The organism is Priestia sp. SB1, assembly GCF_038898415.1.
Genome location: NZ_JBBJSS010000009.1, coordinates 271,942 through 295,280, shown reverse-complemented (window position 1 = coordinate 295,280; position 23,339 = coordinate 271,942). Strand labels below are relative to the sequence as shown.

General features: G+C 38.6%; 25 protein-coding genes. 10 read left to right on the top strand and 15 right to left on the bottom strand.

Going from position 1 to position 23,339, the window contains the following annotated elements; all coding sequences use genetic code 11:
- Nucleotides 1-12 precede the first annotated feature (12 nt).
- On the bottom strand, nucleotides 13-4,566 hold the full coding sequence (gene gltB, locus WKH56_RS29275; protein WP_048021197.1) for a glutamate synthase large subunit: 4,554 nt from the start codon (nucleotides 4,564-4,566) through the stop codon (nucleotides 13-15).
- A 134-nt stretch (nucleotides 4,567-4,700) separates the two neighbouring features.
- Between gltB and gltC the strand changes: the two genes are divergently transcribed.
- Nucleotides 4,701-5,603, top strand: a complete 903-nt coding sequence (gene gltC / locus WKH56_RS29270; RefSeq protein ID WP_013056801.1) for a glutamate biosynthesis transcriptional regulator GltC — start codon at nucleotides 4,701-4,703, stop codon at nucleotides 5,601-5,603.
- 160 nt (nucleotides 5,604-5,763) lie between these two features.
- Entirely contained in the window at nucleotides 5,764-6,834 is a 1,071-nt protein-coding gene (locus tag WKH56_RS29265) for a DUF3900 domain-containing protein (RefSeq protein WP_033578829.1), read from the top strand.
- Nucleotides 6,835-6,906: 72 nt separating this feature from the next.
- On the opposite strand, the gene WKH56_RS29260 is transcribed toward WKH56_RS29265, so the two are convergent.
- Nucleotides 6,907-7,086 carry a small acid-soluble spore protein H gene (locus tag WKH56_RS29260; protein WP_048021199.1) on the bottom strand — a complete coding sequence of 60 codons (180 nt, stop codon included), beginning with the start codon at nucleotides 7,084-7,086 and terminating at the stop codon, nucleotides 6,907-6,909.
- A 77-nt stretch (nucleotides 7,087-7,163) separates the two neighbouring features.
- The gene (locus WKH56_RS29255; protein WP_048021201.1) at nucleotides 7,164-7,523 is read right to left on the bottom strand and encodes a hypothetical protein; all 360 of its coding nucleotides are present in this window, start codon (nucleotides 7,521-7,523) and stop codon (nucleotides 7,164-7,166) included.
- Nucleotides 7,524-7,744: 221 nt separating this feature from the next.
- On the opposite strand from WKH56_RS29255, the gene WKH56_RS29250 reads away from it, so the two are divergent.
- The 3 genes from WKH56_RS29250 (at nucleotide 7,745) to WKH56_RS29240 (ending at nucleotide 8,682) form a co-directional block, all read left to right on the top strand.
- Nucleotides 7,745-8,053, top strand: coding sequence for a hypothetical protein (locus tag WKH56_RS29250; RefSeq protein WP_028413566.1), 309 nt, complete (start codon nucleotides 7,745-7,747; stop codon nucleotides 8,051-8,053).
- Between the two features lie 140 nt (nucleotides 8,054-8,193).
- Nucleotides 8,194-8,340, top strand: a complete 147-nt coding sequence (locus WKH56_RS29245) for a hypothetical protein (RefSeq protein WP_098626789.1) — start codon at nucleotides 8,194-8,196, stop codon at nucleotides 8,338-8,340.
- Nucleotides 8,341-8,469: 129 nt separating this feature from the next.
- A complete protein-coding gene (locus WKH56_RS29240; RefSeq protein ID WP_028413567.1) occupies nucleotides 8,470-8,682 on the top strand; it encodes a hypothetical protein in 213 nt (70 codons plus the stop codon).
- A gap of 60 nt (nucleotides 8,683-8,742) precedes the next feature.
- Here WKH56_RS29240 and WKH56_RS29235 read toward each other — a convergent pair whose 3' ends face one another.
- From WKH56_RS29235 to WKH56_RS29215, 5 genes are all read right to left on the bottom strand, one after another.
- Complete coding sequence (locus WKH56_RS29235; protein ID WP_033578828.1) at nucleotides 8,743-9,177, bottom strand: MerR family transcriptional regulator; 435 nt, start codon at nucleotides 9,175-9,177, stop codon at nucleotides 8,743-8,745.
- 238 nt (nucleotides 9,178-9,415) lie between these two features.
- On the bottom strand, nucleotides 9,416-9,553 hold the full coding sequence (locus WKH56_RS29230; protein ID WP_176551739.1) for a hypothetical protein: 138 nt from the start codon (nucleotides 9,551-9,553) through the stop codon (nucleotides 9,416-9,418).
- 148 nt (nucleotides 9,554-9,701) lie between these two features.
- The gene (locus tag WKH56_RS29225; RefSeq protein ID WP_342837182.1) at nucleotides 9,702-10,310 is read right to left on the bottom strand and encodes a methyltransferase; all 609 of its coding nucleotides are present in this window, start codon (nucleotides 10,308-10,310) and stop codon (nucleotides 9,702-9,704) included.
- A gap of 68 nt (nucleotides 10,311-10,378) precedes the next feature.
- Nucleotides 10,379-10,555 carry a hypothetical protein gene (locus WKH56_RS29220; protein ID WP_165573411.1) on the bottom strand — a complete coding sequence of 59 codons (177 nt, stop codon included), beginning with the start codon at nucleotides 10,553-10,555 and terminating at the stop codon, nucleotides 10,379-10,381.
- Between the two features lie 95 nt (nucleotides 10,556-10,650).
- Entirely contained in the window at nucleotides 10,651-11,265 is a 615-nt protein-coding gene (locus tag WKH56_RS29215; protein WP_230624623.1) for a poly-gamma-glutamate hydrolase family protein, read from the bottom strand.
- 391 nt (nucleotides 11,266-11,656) lie between these two features.
- Here WKH56_RS29215 and cyoE point away from each other — a divergent pair, with 391 nt between their 5' ends.
- On the top strand, nucleotides 11,657-12,574 hold the full coding sequence (gene cyoE, locus WKH56_RS29210) for a heme o synthase (protein WP_013056789.1): 918 nt from the start codon (nucleotides 11,657-11,659) through the stop codon (nucleotides 12,572-12,574).
- 24 nt (nucleotides 12,575-12,598) lie between these two features.
- Here cyoE and WKH56_RS29205 read toward each other — a convergent pair whose 3' ends face one another.
- Nucleotides 12,599-13,537: a carbohydrate kinase family protein gene (locus WKH56_RS29205; RefSeq protein ID WP_310884374.1), complete on the bottom strand. Its 939-nt coding sequence runs from the start codon at nucleotides 13,535-13,537 to the stop codon at nucleotides 12,599-12,601.
- A gap of 1 nt (nucleotide 13,538) precedes the next feature.
- Nucleotides 13,539-13,748, bottom strand: coding sequence for a cysteine-rich CWC family protein (locus tag WKH56_RS29200; protein WP_033578825.1), 210 nt, complete (start codon nucleotides 13,746-13,748; stop codon nucleotides 13,539-13,541).
- A 158-nt stretch (nucleotides 13,749-13,906) separates the two neighbouring features.
- Between WKH56_RS29200 and WKH56_RS29195 the strand changes: the two genes are divergently transcribed.
- Nucleotides 13,907-15,265 carry a D-serine ammonia-lyase gene (locus tag WKH56_RS29195; RefSeq protein ID WP_310884373.1) on the top strand — a complete coding sequence of 453 codons (1,359 nt, stop codon included), beginning with the start codon at nucleotides 13,907-13,909 and terminating at the stop codon, nucleotides 15,263-15,265.
- Between the two features lie 31 nt (nucleotides 15,266-15,296).
- Here WKH56_RS29195 and WKH56_RS29190 read toward each other — a convergent pair whose 3' ends face one another.
- The 3 genes from WKH56_RS29190 to WKH56_RS29180 all read right to left on the bottom strand — a co-directional run bounded on the left by WKH56_RS29190 (nucleotide 15,297) and on the right by WKH56_RS29180 (nucleotide 18,628).
- On the bottom strand, nucleotides 15,297-16,679 hold the full coding sequence (locus WKH56_RS29190; RefSeq protein ID WP_257042552.1) for a PH domain-containing protein: 1,383 nt from the start codon (nucleotides 16,677-16,679) through the stop codon (nucleotides 15,297-15,299).
- Complete coding sequence (locus WKH56_RS29185) at nucleotides 16,672-17,154, bottom strand: PH domain-containing protein (protein ID WP_310884372.1); 483 nt, start codon at nucleotides 17,152-17,154, stop codon at nucleotides 16,672-16,674. The genes WKH56_RS29190 and WKH56_RS29185 overlap by 8 nt, the downstream gene beginning before the upstream one ends.
- A gap of 142 nt (nucleotides 17,155-17,296) precedes the next feature.
- Nucleotides 17,297-18,628, bottom strand: coding sequence for an NAD-dependent malic enzyme (locus WKH56_RS29180; protein ID WP_034265658.1), 1,332 nt, complete (start codon nucleotides 18,626-18,628; stop codon nucleotides 17,297-17,299).
- 303 nt (nucleotides 18,629-18,931) lie between these two features.
- Between WKH56_RS29180 and WKH56_RS29175 the strand changes: the two genes are divergently transcribed.
- Nucleotides 18,932-19,510, top strand: a complete 579-nt coding sequence (locus WKH56_RS29175; RefSeq protein WP_028413576.1) for an LOG family protein — start codon at nucleotides 18,932-18,934, stop codon at nucleotides 19,508-19,510.
- Nucleotides 19,511-19,539: 29 nt separating this feature from the next.
- Here WKH56_RS29175 and WKH56_RS29170 read toward each other — a convergent pair whose 3' ends face one another.
- Nucleotides 19,540-20,751, bottom strand: coding sequence for a cytochrome P450 (locus WKH56_RS29170; protein ID WP_310884371.1), 1,212 nt, complete (start codon nucleotides 20,749-20,751; stop codon nucleotides 19,540-19,542).
- A 285-nt stretch (nucleotides 20,752-21,036) separates the two neighbouring features.
- On the opposite strand from WKH56_RS29170, the gene WKH56_RS29165 reads away from it, so the two are divergent.
- On the top strand, nucleotides 21,037-21,768 hold the full coding sequence (locus WKH56_RS29165; protein WP_155404483.1) for a ZIP family metal transporter: 732 nt from the start codon (nucleotides 21,037-21,039) through the stop codon (nucleotides 21,766-21,768).
- 83 nt (nucleotides 21,769-21,851) lie between these two features.
- Entirely contained in the window at nucleotides 21,852-22,397 is a 546-nt protein-coding gene (locus tag WKH56_RS29160; RefSeq protein WP_028413579.1) for a DUF4825 domain-containing protein, read from the top strand.
- A 20-nt stretch (nucleotides 22,398-22,417) separates the two neighbouring features.
- On the opposite strand, the gene WKH56_RS29155 is transcribed toward WKH56_RS29160, so the two are convergent.
- Complete coding sequence (locus tag WKH56_RS29155) at nucleotides 22,418-23,320, bottom strand: GNAT family N-acetyltransferase (protein WP_048021212.1); 903 nt, start codon at nucleotides 23,318-23,320, stop codon at nucleotides 22,418-22,420.
- Nucleotides 23,321-23,339: the final 19 nt, after the last annotated feature.

The window sequence follows — 23,339 nt, the reverse complement described above, 5'->3', positions numbered from 1 at the left end:
CTCTCCCCTTTCTTACTGAGCTACCGCTTCTTGTTGTTTTGCCGATGCTTTCTTTTCTTGTTTTGCATTTTCCTCAAACGCACTCATAGCTGCTTCTTCTTCCGTTAACCCAGCTGCTTTTTGCTCTTCAATGCGATTCATCATGCGTTTATAATCATTCGGAATCACTTTTACAAATTTCGAAAGCGATTCTTCCCAATTTTCTAATACAAATGCTGCTTTATGACTGTCAGTATATTTTAGGTGATTTGCAATCATCTCTTTTACTTCTTCTGCTTCTTCTCCTTTTAAGCTCTCAAACCCAATCATGTCTTTATTACAAAGGTTTTTGAATGCTTCTTGATCATCAGCAAATACGTAAGCAATACCGCCAGACATTCCCGCACCGAAGTTTTTACCTACATCACCTAATACGACAACGCGTCCGCCAGTCATATATTCACAGCCATGATCCCCAATTCCTTCAACCACTACGTTCACACCGCTGTTACGAACCGCAAAACGTTCTCCTGCTAGCCCGCTAACATAAGCTTCACCGCTTGTTGCACCGTAAAATGCCACGTTCCCGACGATAACATTTTCACCTGACACAGCTGTTGTTTCCTTAGGTGGAGCAACGATGATTTTACCTCCTGATAACCCTTTTCCGATATAATCATTTGCATCTCCAGTTAGATACATAGACATTCCTTTTGGAACAAATGCACCAAAACTTTGTCCTGCAGAGCCAGTGAATCGAAGAGTAATCGTATCTTCTGGCAGACCTTTCTCACCGTAACGTTTTGTAACTTCACTTCCTACAATTGTTCCAGCTACACGGTTAATATTAGAAATTGGCAGTTCTAACTCGACTTGATACTTATGCTCGATTGCTTGCTGTACCGCTGGCAAGATTTTTTGCATATCAAGAGATTCGTCAATTTTATGGTTTTGAGGTGTTTTAAAAGTACGTACACCTTCAGCTTGATATAAAAGAGTTGTTAAGTCTAAGTGCTGCGCCTTCCAGTGATTTTTTGCACGTTCGCTAACGCTTAATACGTCTGTACGTCCAACCATTTCATCTACTGTTTTAAATCCAAGTTCAGCCATAATTTCGCGTACTTCTTGTGCAACAAATTTCATATAGTTAACGATGTGATCCGCTTCTCCTAGGAACTTTTTACGAAGCTCTGGGTTTTGCGTCGCCACTCCAACTGGACATGTATCTAAGTGACACGCACGCATCATGATACAGCCTAAAACAATTAAAGGCGCCGTAGCAAAACCAAACTCTTCTGCTCCTAAAAGTGCTGCCATGACTACATCTTTACCCGTCATTAATTTCCCGTCTGTTTCAAGCACTACCTTTTCGCGAAGACCGTTTAACATAAGCGTTTGATGAGCTTCCGCTAAGCCCAGTTCCCACGGTAGTCCCGTATGTTTAATACTTGTTTTTGGAGATGCTCCCGTACCTCCGTCGTAGCCGCTAATAACGATAACGTCCGCTACTCCTTTTGCTACTCCGGCAGCAATCGTTCCTACTCCTGCTTTTGAAACGAGTTTGACGCTGATTCGTGCATCACGGTTTATATTTTTTAAGTCATGAATAAGCTGTGCTAAATCTTCAATCGAGTAAATATCGTGGTGTGGAGGAGGTGAAATTAAGCCTACTCCTGGCGTTGATCCACGCACATCTGCTACCCATGGATATACTTTGTTTCCTGGAAGCTGACCGCCTTCTCCGGGTTTTGCACCTTGTGCCATTTTAATTTGAAGCTCATCCGCATTCACAAGGTAATGACTTTTCACTCCAAAACGGCCAGAAGCAATCTGTTTAATCGCACTGCGGCGATTATCTCCATTTTCATCCACAGTGTAGCGGCTAGGGTGCTCGCCACCTTCTCCACTGTTACTGCGTGCGCCTAAACGGTTCATCGCAATCGCTAATGTTTCATGAGCTTCTTGACTTAAAGATCCAAACGACATAGCACCTGATTTAAAACGTTTTACAATCGAATCAACTGATTCCACTTCATCAATGGAGATAGATGAACGCGTTCCATTAAACGAGAATAGGTTGCGCAAGAAACCGATGCGTTCTTCATTAGCCGATTCAGAGAATTTTTTAAATAAGCTGTAATCTCCCTTACGGCAAGCCCACTGCAGCGTGTGAATTGTTTTTGGATTAAACGCATGATGCTCGCCCGTGTGTCTCCACTGGAAGTCGCTTCCTGACTCTAACGTTTGCTCAATTGTTTCAACATAAGCATTGTCGTGACGCGTTTTCGCTTCTTTTGCAATAACATCTAAACCGATACCGCCAAGTTGCGAGGCAGTACCTGTAAAATATTGCTCGATAACCTCTGCACTGATTCCAACTGCTTCAAAAATTTGTGCGCCCCGATAACTTTGCACCGTTGAAATGCCCATTTTAGACATTACTTTTACAACACCTTCAGTAACGGCTTTTACATATTTCTCAACAGCATAGTCATACGATACGTTCAACGTACCTGCGTTAATTTCATTTTGATATGTTGCAAAAGTAAGATATGGATTAATTGCGTCTGCTCCGTAACCAATCAGTGCTGCAAAATGGTGCACTTCGCGCGCTTCTCCTGTTTCCACTACAATGCTCGCCTTTGTACGGTTTCCTTTTCGCACTAGGTGCTGGTGCAGCCCGCTGACCGCTAATAAAGCTGGAATGGCTACAGAGTGAGCTCCCGCTTCACGGTCTGTCAGAACAAGAATGCTAGCGCCTGCGTTAATTGCCGCTTCAGCTTCAGCAAATACGCGATCAAGATCTGCTTTTAAATCATTTGTGAACACCGCAGAAATAACAGCACTTTTGAAATCTGGATGAATGGCAGACTTCAGCTGATGAGTTTGATCGTTTGTTAAAACCGGCGTCTCAAGCTGAATTCGATGAATGTTTTCTTTGGTTGGATGCAGTAAATTCCCTTCTGCACCAAGCAACGTCATTGTTGATGTAACCAACTGTTCACGAATAGCGTCAATCGGTGGGTTCGTTACTTGAGCAAACAGCTGCTTAAAGTAATTGAACAGCGATTGAGGACGATCAGACAACACGGCTAATGGAGTATCATTACCCATTGAACCAAGCGGATCTTTTCCTTCTGTAATAACTGGAACTAAATATTTATGAATATCTTCATACGTGTAGCCAAATGACTTCTGGCGAATGACCAAATCATCGAAGTATTCAGATTTTTCTCCCTGCACTTCTGGCAACGTTACCAGCTGTTCATCTAACCATTCTTGATAAGGCTCAGCCTGTGCCATTTCAGATTTAATTTCTTCATCTGAAATAATTCGGCCTTCTTCTAAATCGATTAGAAGCATTTTACCTGGGCTTAAACGATCTTTATATAACACATTTTCATCTTCAACATCAATGACGCCTACTTCTGATGAAAGTATGATGTAATCATCTTTTGTAACATAATAGCGAGCTGGACGTAAACCGTTACGGTCTAAAATAGCACCGATTTGCTTTCCATCCGTAAACGAAATAGCAGTCGGACCATCCCATGGCTCCATTAATGCGCTATGATACTCATAGAAAGCACGTTTTTCTTTTGACATGTGCGGATTCTCAGACCAAGGCTCTGGAATAAGCATCATCGCTGCATGGGCTGGCTTGCGGCCGGCCAATACAAAAAACTCTAGCGCATTATCTAACATGGATGAGTCGCTTCCTTCAGCATCTAAAATTGGAAGAACCTTCGGCAAATCCTTACCAAATGCGTCCGAAACAAACTGCTGTTCACGCGCTCTCATCCAGTTTTGATTACCGCGAAGCGTATTGATTTCACCGTTGTGAATTAAATAACGGTTTGGATGTGCTCTTTCCCAGCTTGGGAACGTGTTTGTGCTAAAGCGAGAATGCACTAAAGCAAACGCTGAAGTAAAGTCTTCATCTTGTAGGTCAAGATAAAAAGCATCCACTTGTTCAGGTGTTAACAACCCTTTGTACACAATTGTTCTGCTTGAAAGACTTGTAAAATAAAAACGGTTTTGACGTGCCTGCGCCCAATTTTCCGCTTGCTTACGAATAACATATAGCTTGCGCTCAAACGCTAAGTCATCTTGAATACTGTCATTTGCCCCAATAAATACTTGTCGTACGTATGGACAGCTTTCTTTTGCAACTTTTCCGATTTTTCCGACATTTACAGGCACAGTTCTCCAACCTAATAACGTTTGTCCCTCTTCTTCAATTAATTTATTAATATAAGCTTCAATTTCTCGACGCTCGTCTTCATTATTTGAGAAAAAGATCATTCCAACTCCATAACGACCGTTTTCTGGCAAGTTCAGTTCAACGCATGTCTTTTTAAAGAACGCGTGTGGAATTTGTACCATTAATCCAGCTCCATCTCCTGTTAGCGGATCACTTCCCTGTCCGCCTCGATGGTCAAGCTGGCAAAGCATGTTTAGTCCTTTTTTAACGATATCATGTGACGCTACGCCTTTCAATTGAGCGTATAGTCCGATTCCACATGCATCGTGCTCAAATTCAGGACGGTAGAGACCTTGAGCTTTTGGCATTTGATTGTATGTCATCTTCTTCTCCCCCGTTCGTTTTCTTTATCTTTTTAAGATCACCTGTTTACATTGTAAGTTTTCAAATCAATATAAACAATATATAATTTAGATAAAACTAATCTAATTTTGATATATATAGATGGAGGATGCTTATGGAACTGCGTCAATTACGCTATTTTATGGAAGTTGCAAAAAGAGAACACGTATCTGAGGCCGCAGAATATCTGCATGTAGCTCAATCAGCAATCAGCCGTCAAATCGCGAACCTGGAATCTGAGCTAGGTGTTAGTTTATTCAAACGTGAAGGAAGAAATGTCAAGTTAACAGCAATAGGAAAAGTCTTTCTTGAGCATACGGAGACGGCCATGAAAGCTATTGACTATGCGAAAGAACAAATTGATGAATACTTGGATCCCGAAAGAGGAACGATTAAAATCGGATTTCCAACAAGCCTTGCTAGTCACCTTCTTCCTACTATTATATCAGCCTTTAAAGAAGAACACCCAAATGTTGCTTTTCATCTTAGACAAGGTTCGTACAAATTTTTAATTGAATCGGTTAAAAAAAGAGATATTAATATCGCTTTTTTAGGCCCTGTACCTGTAGAAGATCAAAGTATTGAAGGGCATATTCTATTCACTGAAAATCTTTTAGCCCTTGTTCCCTCTCATCACCCGCTCGCTGAACGGGATAACATTCGGCTGCGGGATTTAAGAAATGAAGATTTTGTGCTATTTCCAAAAGGATTCATTTTACATAAAATGGCCTTTGACGCTTGCAAACAAGCAGGATTCATGCCCAATATTTCATCTGAAGGAGAAGATTTAGATGCGATTAAAGGTCTTGTATCCGCAGGAATTGGCGTGACGCTTCTTCCTGAAAGTACAGTGTCTGAAACGACTCCTCGTTTTACGACTAAACTTCCTATTCATACGCCGCAGCTTCAGCGGACAGTCGGAATGATTATTCCTAGAAATCGTGATTTAGCACCTTCTGATAAAATTTTTTATAAGTTTGTCAAAACCTTTTTCGAACGTTTGGAACAGTATAAATAAGAGAGGCCCCCTGCCTCTCCTATTCTTTGCTTTATACACTATTCCTCAGCTGATCAATTGTATAAATAGATCTTTTTCCCCTAAAGCTAACAGGCATTGACGCTTACCGGACTCTTTCTTATACTGAAGTAACTGACTAAAAAGAAACAAGGTGACTGCTATGGATTTTAAAATTAATTTTTTATCATTTTACGTAATACAAGTAGAAGGAAAAGAAGAACAGGCCTCTAAACAATATAAGCATTTTCAAACGCTTGATACGGAAGAATATGAAGAAAGTTCCATTAAAGATTTTTTAGACGGTGAATTTAAAAAAATTGTAAAGCGCAAAGTAGAGCGACACCCCAAAGCAGAACAAGTGCCTACAAAGCTCGGGTATTTTATAGTTGAACCGGGACACGCTCTCGACTCAAACCCTAATTATAATTTATTTCACCGCACTCGTTTTGCCACAACCAAAGAAGAATTTGAAGAAAACAGCGAACAGTTTATCAATGCATACCTTGATACTGCAGCCGTTCGAGGAGGAGCATTTTTAGTGGTATCTGCTGTTCCAAGAAAATATTTTGATCATGCTTTTGTGTTTATTTTAAAATGTGACTTCGAACCAAAAGTGGCTTCAATTTCAGATGAATCAACCCTTATTCGTCACGTAGAAATGGCGATTACTACTAAAAACATGAAATCCATTCAATACCCATACATGCCTGAAGAAGGCATGGTGGAAGAAAGCGAACTCGTTATCCACCAAGCGTCTCACGCCCGTTATTTTGAAGACTTTTTGAAATTCATTGATTACAACGAGCCGATGCCTGAGATTATGAAAACACAAGTGATGGATATGGTGCGTGAACACGTCAGCGAAACGTTTGAAGCAGAAAGCGTAGAGCTTGAACAGTTTGAATCAGACATGGAACTGTGGGCAACAAGTGAAAAGCGTGAGCTTCAAGAACGTTTAGATACCCATCAAGTCATGGAAGCCGCTGCTCATATCGTCGAGCATACCCCTGATGCAGAGCTTAAAATGAAGCTTGGCGAAACAGAGATTAAAGGGCTGCTAGCTGATTTTGGTGAAAATATTCATTTAGCAAAAGTGAACGGACGCTACGTGGCGTTAATTGAAGCGGAATCGATTCTGTTTGAAAAAGGCGCGTCTCCGATTGAGTTTCATAAGCCAGGTGATTTGCACGGGATTATTGAGAAAATCAACAGTAAGAAATGGGAAGAATAAATAAAAGGAAGAGAGCTGTGTATTTGCTCTCTTCCTTTTATTTAACTGAACTAGTAGCTCTATTTATCCACCTTAATTCTCTACTAATTGACTCACCGCAACATCTTGTTCATTTTCCGGCTGACCTAGCGGATAAATTCTTGCCGTATCATTTTCTTCGCTTACATGTTGAATATAAACGGCCGTATCGTTATACGTAACGTTAGCCATAACGGGTGAATCAGCAATTTGTTTTGCTCGCTGCTTGTCCACGTTTCTTCCCCCCTCTATGCTGATATACATATAAGGTTTGCTTAAAGAATGGATGATATTCGCCGTTTAGAATCGTTCTAGCGCTTTTTAGCGGTGCGGTAGCCAAGGTAAAAGATGAAAGAAGTATAGATAATAAATGCAGCTCCAGCTAGCAAGATCATTTTGTGATGATGCCAAAGGTCTACGTATGTTTTGATGAAGACCCCTTTTGTAAGTAAAATATATTGATACACAATAAAACCAACCGCCAAAGCAAGAAACAGCACGCGAAACAAACGAATGAAATCAATGTTAGATAAAATGGAAGCAGCTTTTACCCAGGGCGATGTAGGAGGCGGAGCTTTTTTGGTGCTGCGGCTCTTCGGCTTTGGTTTCTTTGCAGGCGGAGCTTTTGATTCTTCTATTTTAGGTGCTGGTTTTTGTTTCCCTTGAGCCATCGGTCACTTTCCCTCTTTCTTAAATAAAGTGTCTAAAAAAGAAGCTTTTCTATTTTGCATATTCAAGAAAGGGTTTGCTATCTCCTTTTTCCTCTTAAAAATACTTTCCTTTTTTAAAATACAGAATGTCTTTAGGTATATGCCTATAGCATTTTTCTTATCTTCGCATACGTTATATCGTGTTTGATTTGAAGTTACTATTTAAAAGGAGCGGTGCCCTAATGAACCCTTATTATTTCAACCCCGGATATATTCCTCAGCAAGTTGATTACTCAGTTCAACAATACTATCCCCCTTACGTACCACAGCATGAAGAATACGATGAAAGACAGCAGCTTCAAAATCTTGGAGGATTTGAACGAAGAATTCGTGCTCTTGAGAGACAAAATGAGGAGCAAGTCAGAGAAATTACTCGTTTAAATCGAATTGTGGAGCGACATACTGACCGTATAAACAGATTAAATCAGCGCTTACGCAATGTAGAAAGAAGACTTAACATTCCATTTACAGCAAGCCAGGACGGATTTTAAACTTACCTCAAGCATTCCCGTTTCTTTTGAGCGAGAATGCTTTTTACATATCTTCCGTCGTTTTTGATAGCACGAAGGATATTTGATTAAACTTTACATAAAATAAAATTCGACTATAAAAAAGAAAAGGAGAAAATCACATGAAATCCCCTGTTGTTATTTGTCCTAACTGTCATTCTCAAAAAGAGCTCGCTACCGTTTTAACTGCTCAGTCCAATCAAAACGTTATCTATATATGCTCAGCTTGCGGCTATAAGCTGACAAACATTAAAACAAGCAAAGGATAACCAGTATCTCTCCCCTCACTTAGTACCTATACTTAATACGTTCTTCTGTCCACATACAAAAATTAACGTTTACGTAAATGTTATTATTTTTGTATACTGATAGTATTATGGGAAAGGGAGTTGAAGAAGTTGAAGTTTAAAATGAAGGAACGCGGGCAGCTGCATTTGAGTCCAGAAGGAAAACAATTGATTTTAGACTTATACGAATCAAATATGATGGAATCTGTAAATGAAGCTTTGGATGCTGAAACAAGAAGCTTTCACAGCGGAAAAGCCGACGGGATACAGGCTATTCTACTTCTTTTAGGGGTACAGCTAGAAGAAAACTCTTCACAATCATAAATAAATTCCCTATAAAACACATAAAAGCAGACGCACTCTTCTGGTGAATGCGCCTGCTTTTTATGATTCTTCCTGCTCGAATTTTACAATTGCAGCCTTAGCACGATCTCTCAGTGACAGAAGGTCAGACTCTACTTTTAAGATGTTTTTCTTTTTCTGTTCAATCAGCTTGAGCTGCTCTTCTACCGTATGTAACACTTGCTCTAACTTTTCTTTTTGTTGACTTGTTCCTTTCACTTGCCTATAATCCATCTTTTGTATTTCAAGAGTATCACTTAAAGCAAGAAATTCCTGTAATTCTTGAAGTGAAAAACCCATGACTTCTTTGGCATTCGTAATTTTCTTTAAGAATTCTACGTGTTCTTCCGTGTACAGACGAAATCCACCTTCACTTCTTGGAGGTGCTGGCATCAGTCCAATTTGTTCATAATAACGAATCGTACGTTTTGTTAAACCGCTTTGCTTCGCTACATCATCTATTTTTAGTTCACTCATTTTTAAATCCCCTTTAATCAATTAACAATGTCAACTTTTCGTACTTTTTACTATTATACACTAACGCTAGATATCTCAAAACAAATCTGAACAGCTGTGCACTTATTTAAAAATAAATAAGCAATTTCTTCACCCTTTTTTAGAGTAAAAAAATTGCTTATACAGTATATACTGGGTTCTTTTCTCTAAAACCTTATCATAAATGCCGTTTCTGTTAATTTACGATTTAGCATACAAATTAATAAATTTGTTTTTGAGACTTCTTATTTCTATCGACTAAATGTTTATTAACTTGTATGTAGCCTTCTCTTTCTGTACTAGCCCCGCCTGCGCTGAGTACACCGATAGCCACGCATGCTATCCAACCTAGTTTCATTATAACAGAAAGCGCTTACATAATAAAGTGTTATGCTTTAATTTCTAAAAAGTTATAAATAAAATCAGCAGGTCTTTTTCTAGCCCCTGCTAATTTGTTAAATAGAACGAGCGACGATACACCTTTATGAAATAGTAAATAAGTCGTCTTAATAAGCTACTTTATAAATCAAAAACCGTTCATATGGATTTTTACGATTCAACTCTGGCAGCATTACCTCTTCTTTTAAAATGAAAGAAGGGTGTTTTTCGAGATGATGAAGATAATCCTCTGAACTATAATACAAAATTAAATCAATCTCGCGCTTATTCTCTTCCCACGAAAGCAAAATATTGTTCACTACTTGGATAAAAATTTGAACTGAAAAAGGATAAAAAAAATAAAAGCAGTTGTCTAGTGGGTGAATCTTATATTCCTGGGCTAAACAACACTGAAAATAAATATGACTTTTTCGGCCCTTGGCTTTTTTTAAATAGCGCCTCTGATTATCTATGGCCTGCTCATAGAAGTGCTCATTCATTTCTATCCCTACAGCGGTGGCATTACATAGGTAGTTCACATAAAAATTCAGCCTTCCTTTCCCACACCCGAAGTCGACAATTCTATCGCTGCTTGTTAGCTCATACTGACTGAAAAGTGCTTCTAATGCACTATAAGGCGTGGGTTCATAACGATGGTAATGAAATGAATCATTAAATCCCTTTTGTTCTCCCGTTGTTTTTATATTTAATAAAGCGTCATAATATTGTTCATTCATGGCCAATCTCCTGTTTATAGTTGTCGAAAAAGAGAAAGAAGGACAGATGTCCTTCTTTCTCTTTTTACTCACTCTACTTTTACGCGCATTTCTGATATTTTAAGACCAATCTCTTCGATTAACTGCACAGCTTCCGCTCGTTTTTGATCATCTAATGTGCTGATTTCTGGTATGTCTATGCTTTTTAAATATCGATAAGAGGCTTTAAGTCGTTCTAGGGTATCTTCTTGGTCAAACTTTTTCATGATTATCTCCTCCAGTTTATGTAGTTACTATATGTATACCACAAACATGTCCGTAATAAATCTAACCTGTTTAATAAATACTAAACGTATCTGATTTATCTAAGAGGAAATGCACTTCTAATAGCTGATATATACTCAAAAAATTCCTGGGTTTTAGAATTTTTACGTTCATTTCTCGTGTTAGTTGAAAAAAAAGCTTCTCTTTGCGCTTTACTTATCTCAATTTGCACACCCATCCGCCTAGCTGTTTTATTGGTTATATTTCTAGGGCTTGTACCGGAAACAGGATCTTGATCTGATAAAATTTCTGTACTAAAGCCTTTAGAAACAAGCGCTTCATGTATTTTGGACCTTAACGCTTTGTCAGCACCGCCGATTTTAGTATGCTTTTCACTTTTGTCGTTGTATCCATGAAAAGATACTGCATAGTCTTCTTTTGATATAATCGTTAACGCATGAGGTTCATCAAAATGAGTGGATGTGATATGAAGATCGGCATTTCCTGATTTCTTTAACCCTTCAAATATATAGTACGAGTATTCGTTGCCCGCTAGGCCAACAGCAAGTTCGGATGTTCCAGTTTCGATACCTCCGCCGTGTATCGCGAGCATAATAATGTTAGAAGGTCTGATTTCAAATTGAATTTTGTAGTCTTGGTTGTATACTTCATAAGAGGCAAGTTCAGAGAAGCTAGCATATTTATCTGGCATCATATATCCTCCTTGTGAATAAGACATAGTAAATAAACTTATTAGTTCTTTCTTTAATGTACCACATCTTTTCTTTCATCACATACTATGTGATTGCAATTACCAATAAATATGGTACGATTAAGTTCGAGTTTCTTGCTCGTTAAAAGTTCACCAGATAGTCAAAATTTTCGTTTTTAAGCATTCCATTTTTATCTTATAATAAAGGATGTACTTATTTTCAGTCGGAAATTCGACATTTTTCTTTGTTTTTTAAAAAAGTTCAAGGAATGTTAACAATTTTTACGAGCAACCTTGATGTAATTACGATATTTTTTTGTTAAAATAGTTTAGTTGATTAATAAAGATTAGGTTTATTCGTGTAAGAATAAGCTCAAAAAGGAGAATTGCTGTGAAAAATACCGAAGTTATCACAAAGGAATCACTTCCTATCAATCAGTATTTTTCCCGGGAAGTAATCAGTGCTATTATAAAAACTGGGATTATTAAATCGAACTCACTAGGAATGGTTGCTGGGCTTTGTCTCGCAATTGCTGTTAATGACTTAAGCTTTGTGACACAAATTCCTATCATTATTTTGGCTTTAATTGGGACATCCTTTGTCGTAGGAGGAGCTGGGGCAGTTAATAACTTCTATGACCGTGATATCGATGCGATCATGAAACGTACAAAAGACAGACCGACGGTAACAGGAGCGGTCAACCCTAAATTTGCTCTATGGTTAGGACTGGCTTTATTTGTTATTGGTGTAGGTATTTTATTTTTAGTTTCTAACATGGCCGCCATTATGGGTATTTTAGGATTTTTCTTTTATGTAGTGCCTTATACTATGCTTACAAAACGTACAACCATTTATAATACCGAAGTCGGAAGTATTTCTGGAGCTATGCCTCCAATCATTGGATGGGCCGCTATTTCACCAGACTTATTCCATCCAGTAGCAATTGGATTGTTTGTATTTATGTTTTTATGGCAGCCTCCTCACTTCTACGCTATTGCGATTAGAAGACTTGAGGAATATAAAGCCGCAGGTGTACCAATGCTTCCTGTAGTAAAAGGTATCCGTCGTTCCAAAGTCCAAACGCTTGTATACCTAGTTATTTTGCTAGCGGCATCGTTCTTATTTTTATCGTTTAGTAAAATTATCGCATTTACAATGTTCGGTTTAACACTCGTGTGGATGCTTCTTGGGATTGTTGGATTTAAAAAATTAGAAGATACAAAATGGGCTACTTTAATGTTTGTGTTCTCATTGAACCACCTTACGATTATTTTTGCCCTTATGATTATACTGTCATTTTTTAAATAATAAACGTTCAAAAGCAGGTAGCTATTAGCTACCTGCTTTTATATTAGATACTTCTTTTGCTTTCAGTGAAATTATTCCTCCGTATCTCGCCGAAACTGCTCCACCTAACGCGTTGGCAAACATTGTGTACTGCTTACATGACTCCTCACGTTCAGGCAAACCTTTTTCATGAATACACCAGAGAATTCCTGCCATAAATGCATCCCCCGCTCCCGTTGTGTCTATCGCCTGTACTTTTTTTACACTCACATGAAGCGTTTGATTTGCAGTAACGGCTACTGCGCCATTTTCTCCTTGAGTGACCCATACGAACGGAATATGATACGCTCTCAGTTTCTCTAGGCTTTCTGCCAGATCTGTTGAATTCATCAAAAATAGGAGCTCATCTTGAGAAATTTTCAAAATATCTGTTTCGTACAAAAACGATGTTACGATATTTCTACATGCTGCTTCACTTTCCCATCTTTTCATTCGAATATTCGGATCAAACGCTACAAGCATACGATATTTTTTTGCGAGCCTCACAGCTTCTCTTGTAGTTTCCTGGGAAATCGGATGAAACAAAGTGCCTGATCCAAAATAAAAAATCGCTGCCTTCTCAAATAGAGCTTCCTGCAGCTCATATTTATACACTTGCTCATGAGGGGTAGAATCTATGTAGGAATGAAAGTAACGATCTCCTTCTTTATTTTTATGTACATACACTTCACAAACTTTTTTCGTCACCGAAGTTACACAGCCGCTTTGGTTTACTCCTTCAATTAAAAGCTTCTTTCTTACAAAATCACTTGTTTCATCACTCCCTAACTTGCAGATATAAGATGCTTTTGCTCCTAACTTCTGAACTCCAACTGCTACATTAACGGTTGTGCCTCCTAAAAAAGGGTCAAAGTCAGTGTTAGATTCATTTTTGGCGATAAAATCAATAAATGCCTCACCGTATGAAATAATTCCTTTTTTCACGTTAATCCCCACCTTCTTCCTTCTGTCTCGCAACGCATTTGACGCATACACACGCTTTCCCTCTGCTTTCTAAAGGAATTTGTTTAAACAGATCAGGAGTAAAAACTTTCTGCATGCACCAACACTTTTCTATTTCTCTGCCTTGTACAGAAGCACAGTTATTTTTCTCTCCGCAGATAGGACATCTGCTATCATCGCCTGAAAATGCCATAAATTCCTCTCCTTTTTTCTATGCAGTTGTATAAGTTATCTTTATTAGTATACAAGAGGCAGTTAAAATGCGCTTTCTGCTTTTTGATATTTTCGTTTTCAACTTCTTCTATTCTTGATACTATATAAAGGAAATAACATATTGAGAAAGGAGCCTTTATGACTACACATTTATTTCACCAAAAACCCCTTGCTACATGGATGCGTGAATATCCTTTATTAACACCTTTAATCAATAAACAGGAAATACTTTGGATAAATCCTTATTTAAAACCTGCTCAAGAAGCACTTTCGTTTCTTTCTTTACATACCAAAGATATAAAAGATGCAAAAGAGCGACTTTCTCGCTTTTCTTCTTTTCTTCAAATCGCTTTTCCGGAGCTAAAAGCATCAAAAGGAATCATTGAATCACCTCTTCAAGAAATTGCATACATGAAAGACTATTTAAATCAACAAATGAATAACGAGCTGCAAGGAAAATTATTGATGAAATGCGATCACGACCTTCCTATATCAGGTTCTATTAAAGCAAGAGGCGGCATTTATGAAGTATTAAAATTTGCTGAAAGTCTTGCTATCAAAGAAGGGCTGCTTACTGAAGAAGACAGCTATGCTCTTCTAGCTGAAGAACGATGTAAAAAGTTATTTTCTTCTTATTCTATTGCAGTAGGATCTACCGGTAATTTAGGTTTAAGCATTGGTATTATAAGCGCCGCTCTCGGCTTTAACGTCACCGTCCATATGTCAGCCGATGCGAAGAAATGGAAAAAAGATCTGCTTCGTTCGAAAGGCGTAACCGTTATTGAATATCAGTCTGACTACGGAAAAGCCGTGGAAGAAGGACGAAAGCAAGCCGAAGCAGACCCCGCCTGTCATTTTATTGACGATGAGCAGTCTAGAGATTTATTTCTTGGTTATTCCGTCGCTGCCTTACGCTTGGAAAAGCAGCTAGCCGAGCTGCAAATTCAAGTAGACGCTGAACATCCTTTATTTGTCTATTTACCTTGCGGAGTAGGCGGAGGTCCTGGCGGTATTACGTTTGGATTAAAAGCAATATACGGTGATCATGTTCACTGCTTTTTTGCTGAACCTACTCACTCTCCTTGCATGCTGCTTGGATTAATGACCGAGCTGCATGATGGCATTTCCGTTACCGATATTGGACTTGATAACATAACAGCTGCCGATGGACTAGCTGTAGGAAGGCCATCTAGCTTTGTAGGCGAAACGATAAAATCGCTTATTAGCGGAATTTATACTGTAGAAGATGATCAGCTTTTCCGATTTATTTATGAGCTAGCCAATCGTGAAAATATGTATATAGAACCTTCAGCAGCGGCTGGTTTACAAGGGCCTCTTCACCTGATGGAAAGCGGGTCTTCCTATATACAAGCGCAAGCACTAGAAAACGATATGTCAAAAGCTACTCACCTTGTATGGTCAACTGGAGGCAGTATGGTGCCCGCTGACGTGATGAATAGCTATTACGAGCAAGGAAAAAAGTTAATGAATAGATAACGTCAAAAGGCATGAAGAACAATGATATTCTTCATGCCTTTTTAGAAGAAGTAGCTTGCAGAAAGATAGGATGCCAAATTTCAAATGGAAAATATCCCGATTTATAGCTGCCGCTTGTACCCATAGTTGAAATTTTTATTTTCCTGTATCCTTTTTTCCATAAAAAGGTGCCTGCAAACACCTCAATTTGCTCCACTTTCTTCCTTCTAATAATCGTTGTTTTTCGTGTTAAAAACTGTGAGCGAATAGCGACAAATACCTCGTTCATCATTAAGCCGCCTTGGCGATAGCCCAACCAGTGAATAAGTACATATGCAAGGCATAGCACAGCAATAACCCACACGAACATTGATTTCCAAAAGCTGATGCCAATCCCTGCCGCTACAAATAACAAGAGCGGTAATAGTAATGGGTACCATGCATATTGAATAGCTGTATTTCTTGGACACTTTATATATTCGTAGTGCGGGACATATACGTTCATTAACGCTGAAATCTCTTTTTGCTGGATAAACGGGTGTAAATAGACCTTTTCTTTTAAATCAGAGGTTACGACATTTAACGAAACGGAAGACCATCCAAATAAGCGTCGAACCAACCCTTCCTCTATCGTAACAGCCTGTATTTTATGAAAAGGAATCGTAAGGGATTTCTTATTTAATAGTCCGTATTTAATATGTAGATAATGATCGTAGCGTTCCACTGTGAAACCGCCAAATCGTATCACATATAAAACGATAGACAACAAATAAGCAAGCACCACAATTGCAGCCACTAATACAAATAAACCAAGCATCGATTGATGAATCACTTCTTCGTAAGCTGTCTTCACCCAGCGGTTGATATACGTATCAATATACTGATAGAGAAAACCAAGAGCAGCAAATATATAGCCAAAATTCCCGGAAAACGCAGCAGCTAACGCCAGCTGTTTCACCGACACTTTCATCATACGTTCAGGACTTTTTTCTGTTATTTCCGGCTGACTCCCTGACAGCTTTAACGTATCTTTAAGATGGTGCGCTTCTTTTAGTGAAATACCAGATAAATCAATTTCAGCATCCGTACCGCTGCTGGCCGTGTCAATACGAAGCCGGGCTAAGCGAAGAATTCTAAAGACAAACGGCTGATCTAACTGAATCGATTGAATGCGATTTCGTTGAATAAATCGTTTTTCTTTTTTAAAAATCCCTTTATACAGACGCACTTCCGTTTCCGTTACTTCATAACGAAATTCCCTCCAGGTAAAAAAAGCAAATAAAGCGACTACGCCTCCCGCTAATAGCGTTGCCCACCAATATGTAAACAACAGGTGCCGATTGACGATAAATACAAACACAAAAGGCAGGATATTATTTTTTATATGTTCAATAAATGCTATTGCAATATATAGCGGATGCAGCCGCTTACTCATCTTCATCATCTACCTCTGCTAGTCTAGCAATATACTCTCGCAGTGCTTCAGCATCTCTTTGTACGAGTGCAGGAATTTCGACGCTTCCAGCTGCTGTGATGATTTTAACAGATGCCAAGTCGAATTTTCGAAAAATCGGCCCTGTCAACGTTTCAACGTGCTGTACTTTCACAAGGGGAATTTTCGTATGATACCAGATGAAGAGCCCTCTTTGCACATCAATTTGAGTATCTGTTACTTCATATGAATATACATTCATATATACATTTGGAGCTATAATTGTATATATGATAAAGCTCACGACTAATAGTCCAGCTGATATCCATCCAATAATTGACCACCAATCAAAAAGATGAACGAGTAGAAAATAACCCGCTGTTGCCAGAAGCCACAGGCTATGCGTAAAAATGGATTGCCAGCGCATCGCTTTTTTAGCCTCGAGGGGCAATTTGCCCTTTAAATGTTCAAACTCCATAGAAACTCCTTTCTCTACCTTTTTTACTATTACTATTACTATATTACGTTAAAAAAGGAAAAAAGTTTCATCGTTTACTATTTTCTTATTATTTTTTGATAAAAAACAAACAAGGCTGCCTATTTCGAGGCAGCCTTGTTTGTTATCGATAAACGCCGTCTTTCTCTCCGTGTGCAACAGCCGCTCTTTCAACTGCTTCAGATACTGCTTCGTGTACAGCTAGATTAAGAGGGTGAGGAACTAAATCGCCTGGACGCGTTGAATTTGCAATGGCTTCAGCTGCAGCTACAAGCATCGTATGCGTAATATCACGCACTCCCGCATTTAATACTCCTCTGAAAATACCTGGGAAGCCAAGCACATTATTCACTGACCTTCCGTCAGTAGCATAAATAGCTCCTGCTTCAAGAGCATCTTCAGGTTCAATTTCTGGTTTTGGATTAGAAAGTGCTAAAATGATTTGCCCTTTTCGAATCCATTCTTTCTGTATTAAGCCAGGTACACCTGTTGTCGCAATAACAATATCACAGTTCTCCATAAGCTCTTCTAATGAATCAGCTACTTTTCCACCGTAGCTGACCAAGCGCTCATTCGCTTCAGGAGACTTATCAGCTCCTATCACCTGTTTGACACCGTAAGCCATGAACATTCTGCAAGTAGCGATACCAGCAGCTCCTAAACCAATCTGCCCTACTTTTGCTTCTTTCAAATTCACACCTGTGCTGCGACAAGCTGAGATAGCTGCTGCTAGCGTCACAACTGCTGTTCCGTGTTGATCATCATGCATAACTGGAATATCTAGTTCTTCTTTTAAACGTTCTTCAATTTCAAAGCAGTGAGGCGACCCTATATCTTCTAGTAAAATACCGCCAAATCCTGGTGAAATATTTTTAACCGTTTGAATGATTTCTTCCGGCTCATTTACATTCAACAAAATAGGGATAGCGTTTACACTGGCAAGCTGATCAAATAACGCAGCTTTTCCTTCCATAACAGGCATTCCTGCAACTGGACCAATATTCCCTAGTCCTAGTATAGCGGTACCATCCGTTACAATCGCAACCGTGTTTCCAATGCTCGTATAAATTTTAGCTTTGTCGGGCTGTTCTTGAATAGCACGGCAAACGTTTGCTACACCTGGTGTATATACTCTTCTTAAGTCAGCGATCGACTCAATTTTCATTTTGCTTTTCATTTGAATTTTACCGCCTTCATGCGCATGAAGAACTTCATCTGATACTGTATGTAAAGTAATGCCTTCTAAACTGCGAACCGCTTCAAGCAATTCCTCAAGCTGGTCTTCACTTTCTACTTGAACCGTAATACTTCTCATCGTGTAGTTATGTCCTACTTTAACGGTTTCAACCTCGCCAATGTCTCCTCCTACATTTCCAATGGCTGTTGCTACTCTTCCTAAGTTTCCCGGTACAGTCGGTGTTTGTACCATTAATGTGCGTATTAAATTATTCATCATATCCCCATATCCCCCTTGTCCTAATCCTGCAAGTACGTATACTTACTAATGAAGCATTTAAAACGGTCCAATCTCCCATAAGTTCATATTATCTACTTATCTTACAAGTAGATCTATGCGTACTCTCTTTTTCATCGAAAGAAATAGATAACGCTTTCAAACAGATGTTTCGCTTTGATTATAAGCAAAGTTTTTAGAATAATCAAGCGATGACATTGTGAAAATTCATAAATTATTAAGAAGGATTTTGTTGTTCATAAACAGAAAAGACTTATATAGAGAAGAAACAAAGGAGTGAAGAAATTGAAATCAATTTGTGTGTTTGCAGGATCAAGCGCAGGAATAAAAACAGAATATAAAGAGGCCGCCGTCTCGCTAGGACGCTACATGGCCCAAGAAAACTACCGGCTGATTTACGGAGGCTCACGAATGGGCCTGATGGGAGAAGTCGCAAATGAAATGCTTGAACATGGGGGCGAAGTCATTGGTATTATGCCCCGCGGTTTGTTTAGCGGTGAAATTGTTCATACCGCGCTGACAGAACTCATCGAAGTAGAGAGCATGCACGAGCGAAAAGCAACTATGCACGAGTTAGCAGATGCTTATATTGCCCTTCCTGGAGGTTTCGGGACATTTGAAGAGCTGTTTGAAGCTCTTTGCTGGGCTCAAATTGGCATACATAAAAAACCAGTGGGGTTATTAAATGTAAACGGCTACTACAACCCGCTTATGCAAATGGTTCAGCATGCAGTAGATGAAGGATTTTCTACGGATTCTGCTATTCGTCTCATCAATATTTCTGATACTCCCGAACAGCTTATCTCTTCAATGGACACCTATACGTCTCCTTCAGAGGACCAAAAATGGAAGACTGAACGCTAAAAAGCAAGCGCATCATTTGCGCTCGCTTTTCAGGCGTTGTCAAAAGTAATTTCATATTTTTTTACCCCAAAAACAAAAGGGCTATCTATTGGCTTCAAAGACTGATTCTGAACTTTGGAAAATTCCCCTTTTTCTAGTAATTTAGCAAAGGCAATTTTCCCTTCCATTCTTGCTAACGGTGCTCCTAAGCAAAAATGGATGCCAAAACCAAAGCTTACGTGAGGATTCGTTTTACGACGCACGACAAAAGTGTTAGACCGTTCAAACTTAGCTGAATCTCTATTTGCACTTGCTGCCCAGCTAATTACCTGCTGCCCTTTTTTAATTTTACACTCTCCAAGTTCTACATCTTCAGCGGCTATGCGTCCAATCGCTTGAATAGGAGGATAATAGCGGAGCGTTTCTTCCACGAGATTCGGAACTAGGGATATGTCTTGACGAACTTCATTCTGTATGTCTATGTCTTCTGTCATATACCGGACTCCGTTCGTAATTAAGTTTGTTGTTGTTTCATTGCCCGCTACTAGCAATAGAATACAAAACCCTAGTACTTCCTCTTCTGTTAAATGTTCGCCGTCAATTTCTGCTTCTAAAAGCAGCGAAATCAGATCTTCTTGTTTCTTTCTCTGACGCTCAGCGATAATTTCTTTAAAATACCCTTGTAAAAAAAGCACCCCTTCATTACGCTTTTGCATCATTTTCGCAAAAGCTTCGTCTGAATTATTTTCAGCACCGCTCACTAAGTCATCGGAGTACTTTTTAAACAGTGCTCGATCTTGTATAGGTACTCCTAGCAGCTCAGCTATTACAATAATCGGCAGTGGTCCAGCAAAATCTTCTACTATATCAAACTTTTTTTTGCTGCTTACTTCATCTAATAAATAATCTGCAATCTCTTCAATATGACCCTCCAAGTGCTGAATAGCTCTTGGTGTAAAAGCTTTATTCACTAAGTTTCGTAATTTTGTGTGTTTTGGAGGATCCATCATTAAGATACTTTCTTGGCGTTCTTCCATTGCTCGTTTGGATGAAAAAAGCGACGGGTTTTTTAAAATATACTTTACTGTTTCGTAATCAAATACATCCCAGCAGTTTCGGCTTTCATCGTAACGAATAGGTGCTTCTTGACGCAGACTGTTATAAATATCAAATGGGTAAAGCTGGTGTTCAACGGATTTAATTTCTTGCATAGGAATTAAGTTAGCATAACGATTTTCTCTTTTCACTGCTTTTGGATTCATCTCGTCTTCCTTCTTTCGTTTAAAAGTGACCTCATTAAGTTTTTTGACCTTCTACAGATGAAAGAATTTTTTTCCATCTTTATATCTTTTGATCAGACTATCACAAGGTTTTTTCACTTTCAACGGACATAATCAGAAAATTTTGTCAATTATACAGAAGACTTATTTTATTTAAGGTCTAAATCAGTGATTCTTTTCCATTTTTTTAGTTCTTTTATCTTGTTTCATAATAATCACATAGATGGTTACACTACAAATAAGTACGCAAGAAAGTAGGGATCTCATGTGATAGATGCCCTTATGTGGGGTGGTGTCTCAGGCTCAGCTGTATTAATTGGAGCTATTATAGCTATTTTTGTACCTTTAAAAAAACAGTTGACTGCTTATATTATGGCTTTTGGCACGGGCGTTTTGTTAGGAGCTGCTACTTACGAGCTCATTCAAGATTCGGTAAAAGAAGCGGGAATTATTGCTTCTTCTTTAGGCTTCTTAACAGGCGCAGCACTTTTTACTCTTCTTGATATGTCTTTAGCTAAAAAAGGTGCTCACAAAAGAAAACGTTCAAACCACCTTGTCCCAGCTAGCTCAGGACTAGCCATTTTTATTGGTACCATTATGGATGCTATACCTGAATCACTGATGATTGGCGCAAGTTTGATTGAACAGCACCACGTTAGCTGGCTGCTTGTTGTTTCTATTTTTATCAGCAATATACCGGAAGGAATCTCCGGGACAAGCGGACTACTAAAAAGCCAATATAAGCGAAAGAAAATTTTTTCATTATGGCTTTCGGTCTTCTTTATATCAGCTCTTTGTTCTTGGATTGGATATCTATTTCTTCAAGACGCTACCCCAAACATGATGGGCTTTATTGCCTCATTTGCCGGTGGTGGAATTGTGGCCATGGTTGCTTCTACGATGTTGCCGGAAGCTTTTGAAGAAGGTGGTCCTATTATTGGTTTTATTGCTTCATTAGGGTTATTAACTTCTATTATTTTGGATTATCTGTCTTTTTAATGAATAAACTTATATTTTGTATGAAACAAAAAGTGTAGGTCTTTCGTCTTTACAAATAGATATAAACAAAAGGAGTTACCATTATGAAAAAAATAGATGCTTCTCTTACACTTTGTATAGTGCTCACTTGCCTATCAGGGTGTGCCTATGCACCTCATAATAATCTGTCTGCTGAAAGAGTCTCTGCTTCTTCTATTCATCATACTTCTTCTTTAAAACGTGATACTTCAATAGAAGAAATAACAAATAAACTTCCAGGACACGTTTATTTAAAAGGTATAACTTTTCAAAATGCGCAAAAACCTTACTACTTAGCAATTAACTACGCTGCAACAGATAATCAGCATGCGTTTGAAAAAAGCTGGACGTCTGTTAAAACTAAACGTACACTTTTACATAACGCAACCATTTTACTTTCTGCCGTACAAAATGTTGACAGCGTTCACTTTACTATTAACACGACTGTTCCTCAGACAATCACGATTACTCGAAAAGAGTTAACCGACTTCTACGGAACAGATCTGCGCAATTATAAGGACGGGACTCAAGCATGGAAAGCAAAATACGAAGGGCAGCAAGAAAAAATCGAGGAATTTTATGATGCACATCCAATTACGGAAATGCAGTAAAAGCGGCCCATTGCCGCTTTTTAAAGTTGTTTTTTCATAAACACCTGCTCAAGTTTGATTCCTTCATCTGTATATAAATCTTGAAAACCAAATGATTTTAACATTTTCACGAGTAAGCTATTTCCTTTTTCAGGTACATTATGTGTATTGTAAGCAATTGGTCCATACATATTAAAAATGGTTGCTAATAAAAAGGCCAGAACGTCCTCTGAATTTGAGATATGTTCCTTAACGCTTCCTTGATAAAAAGTAACGGAATTCACGATGCCTATGGAAGAAAAATTCTTTTGAAATAATAGATAGCCAACTTCTTCGTTTCTTTCATTCAACGCAATAAACGATTCTCCATCACAAATACAGTCAAATTGATTTTTCCACGGAACGTCGTATGCATAAAAGGGTAGGTTTTGAATATCTTTTGCAAGCCGTCGCTTTAACGAATATGCAAGCTGATTCTTCTTTTTAAGTAAAGAAGCGGGAAAACTACCTCTATGCTTTAGAAAGAAAAGCGTATCTACAATTTCATATCCATATTTCTCATAAAGGTGAATAGCTTTTTTATTGACTGTAAATGCTTCCAGACTGGCTTCCACTACTCCTTGCTGCTGATATTTCTCAAGTGTAGCTTTTAGTAAGGCTTCACCAATTCCCATTTTTCGGTAAAGGAATGCTACACTTGTACCTCCATTCCAAGCATGTTTCTTTCCTTTGACTCTTTTTATTCCATTTAACATAATTCCAGCTGGTGTGTCATTATAAAAAGCGACAAAAGAATGCTCGACAGATAAACGATCCACACCAAACCTACAAATGAATTGATCTAGTGACATCTCAACCGGAATGTAATAATCTTCAAAACCCTTATTAAATGCTTCTAGCGCATCAGAAAAAGAACACTGACTTAAAGGCTTAATTATAATCACAGGACATTCCTTCCTTTTT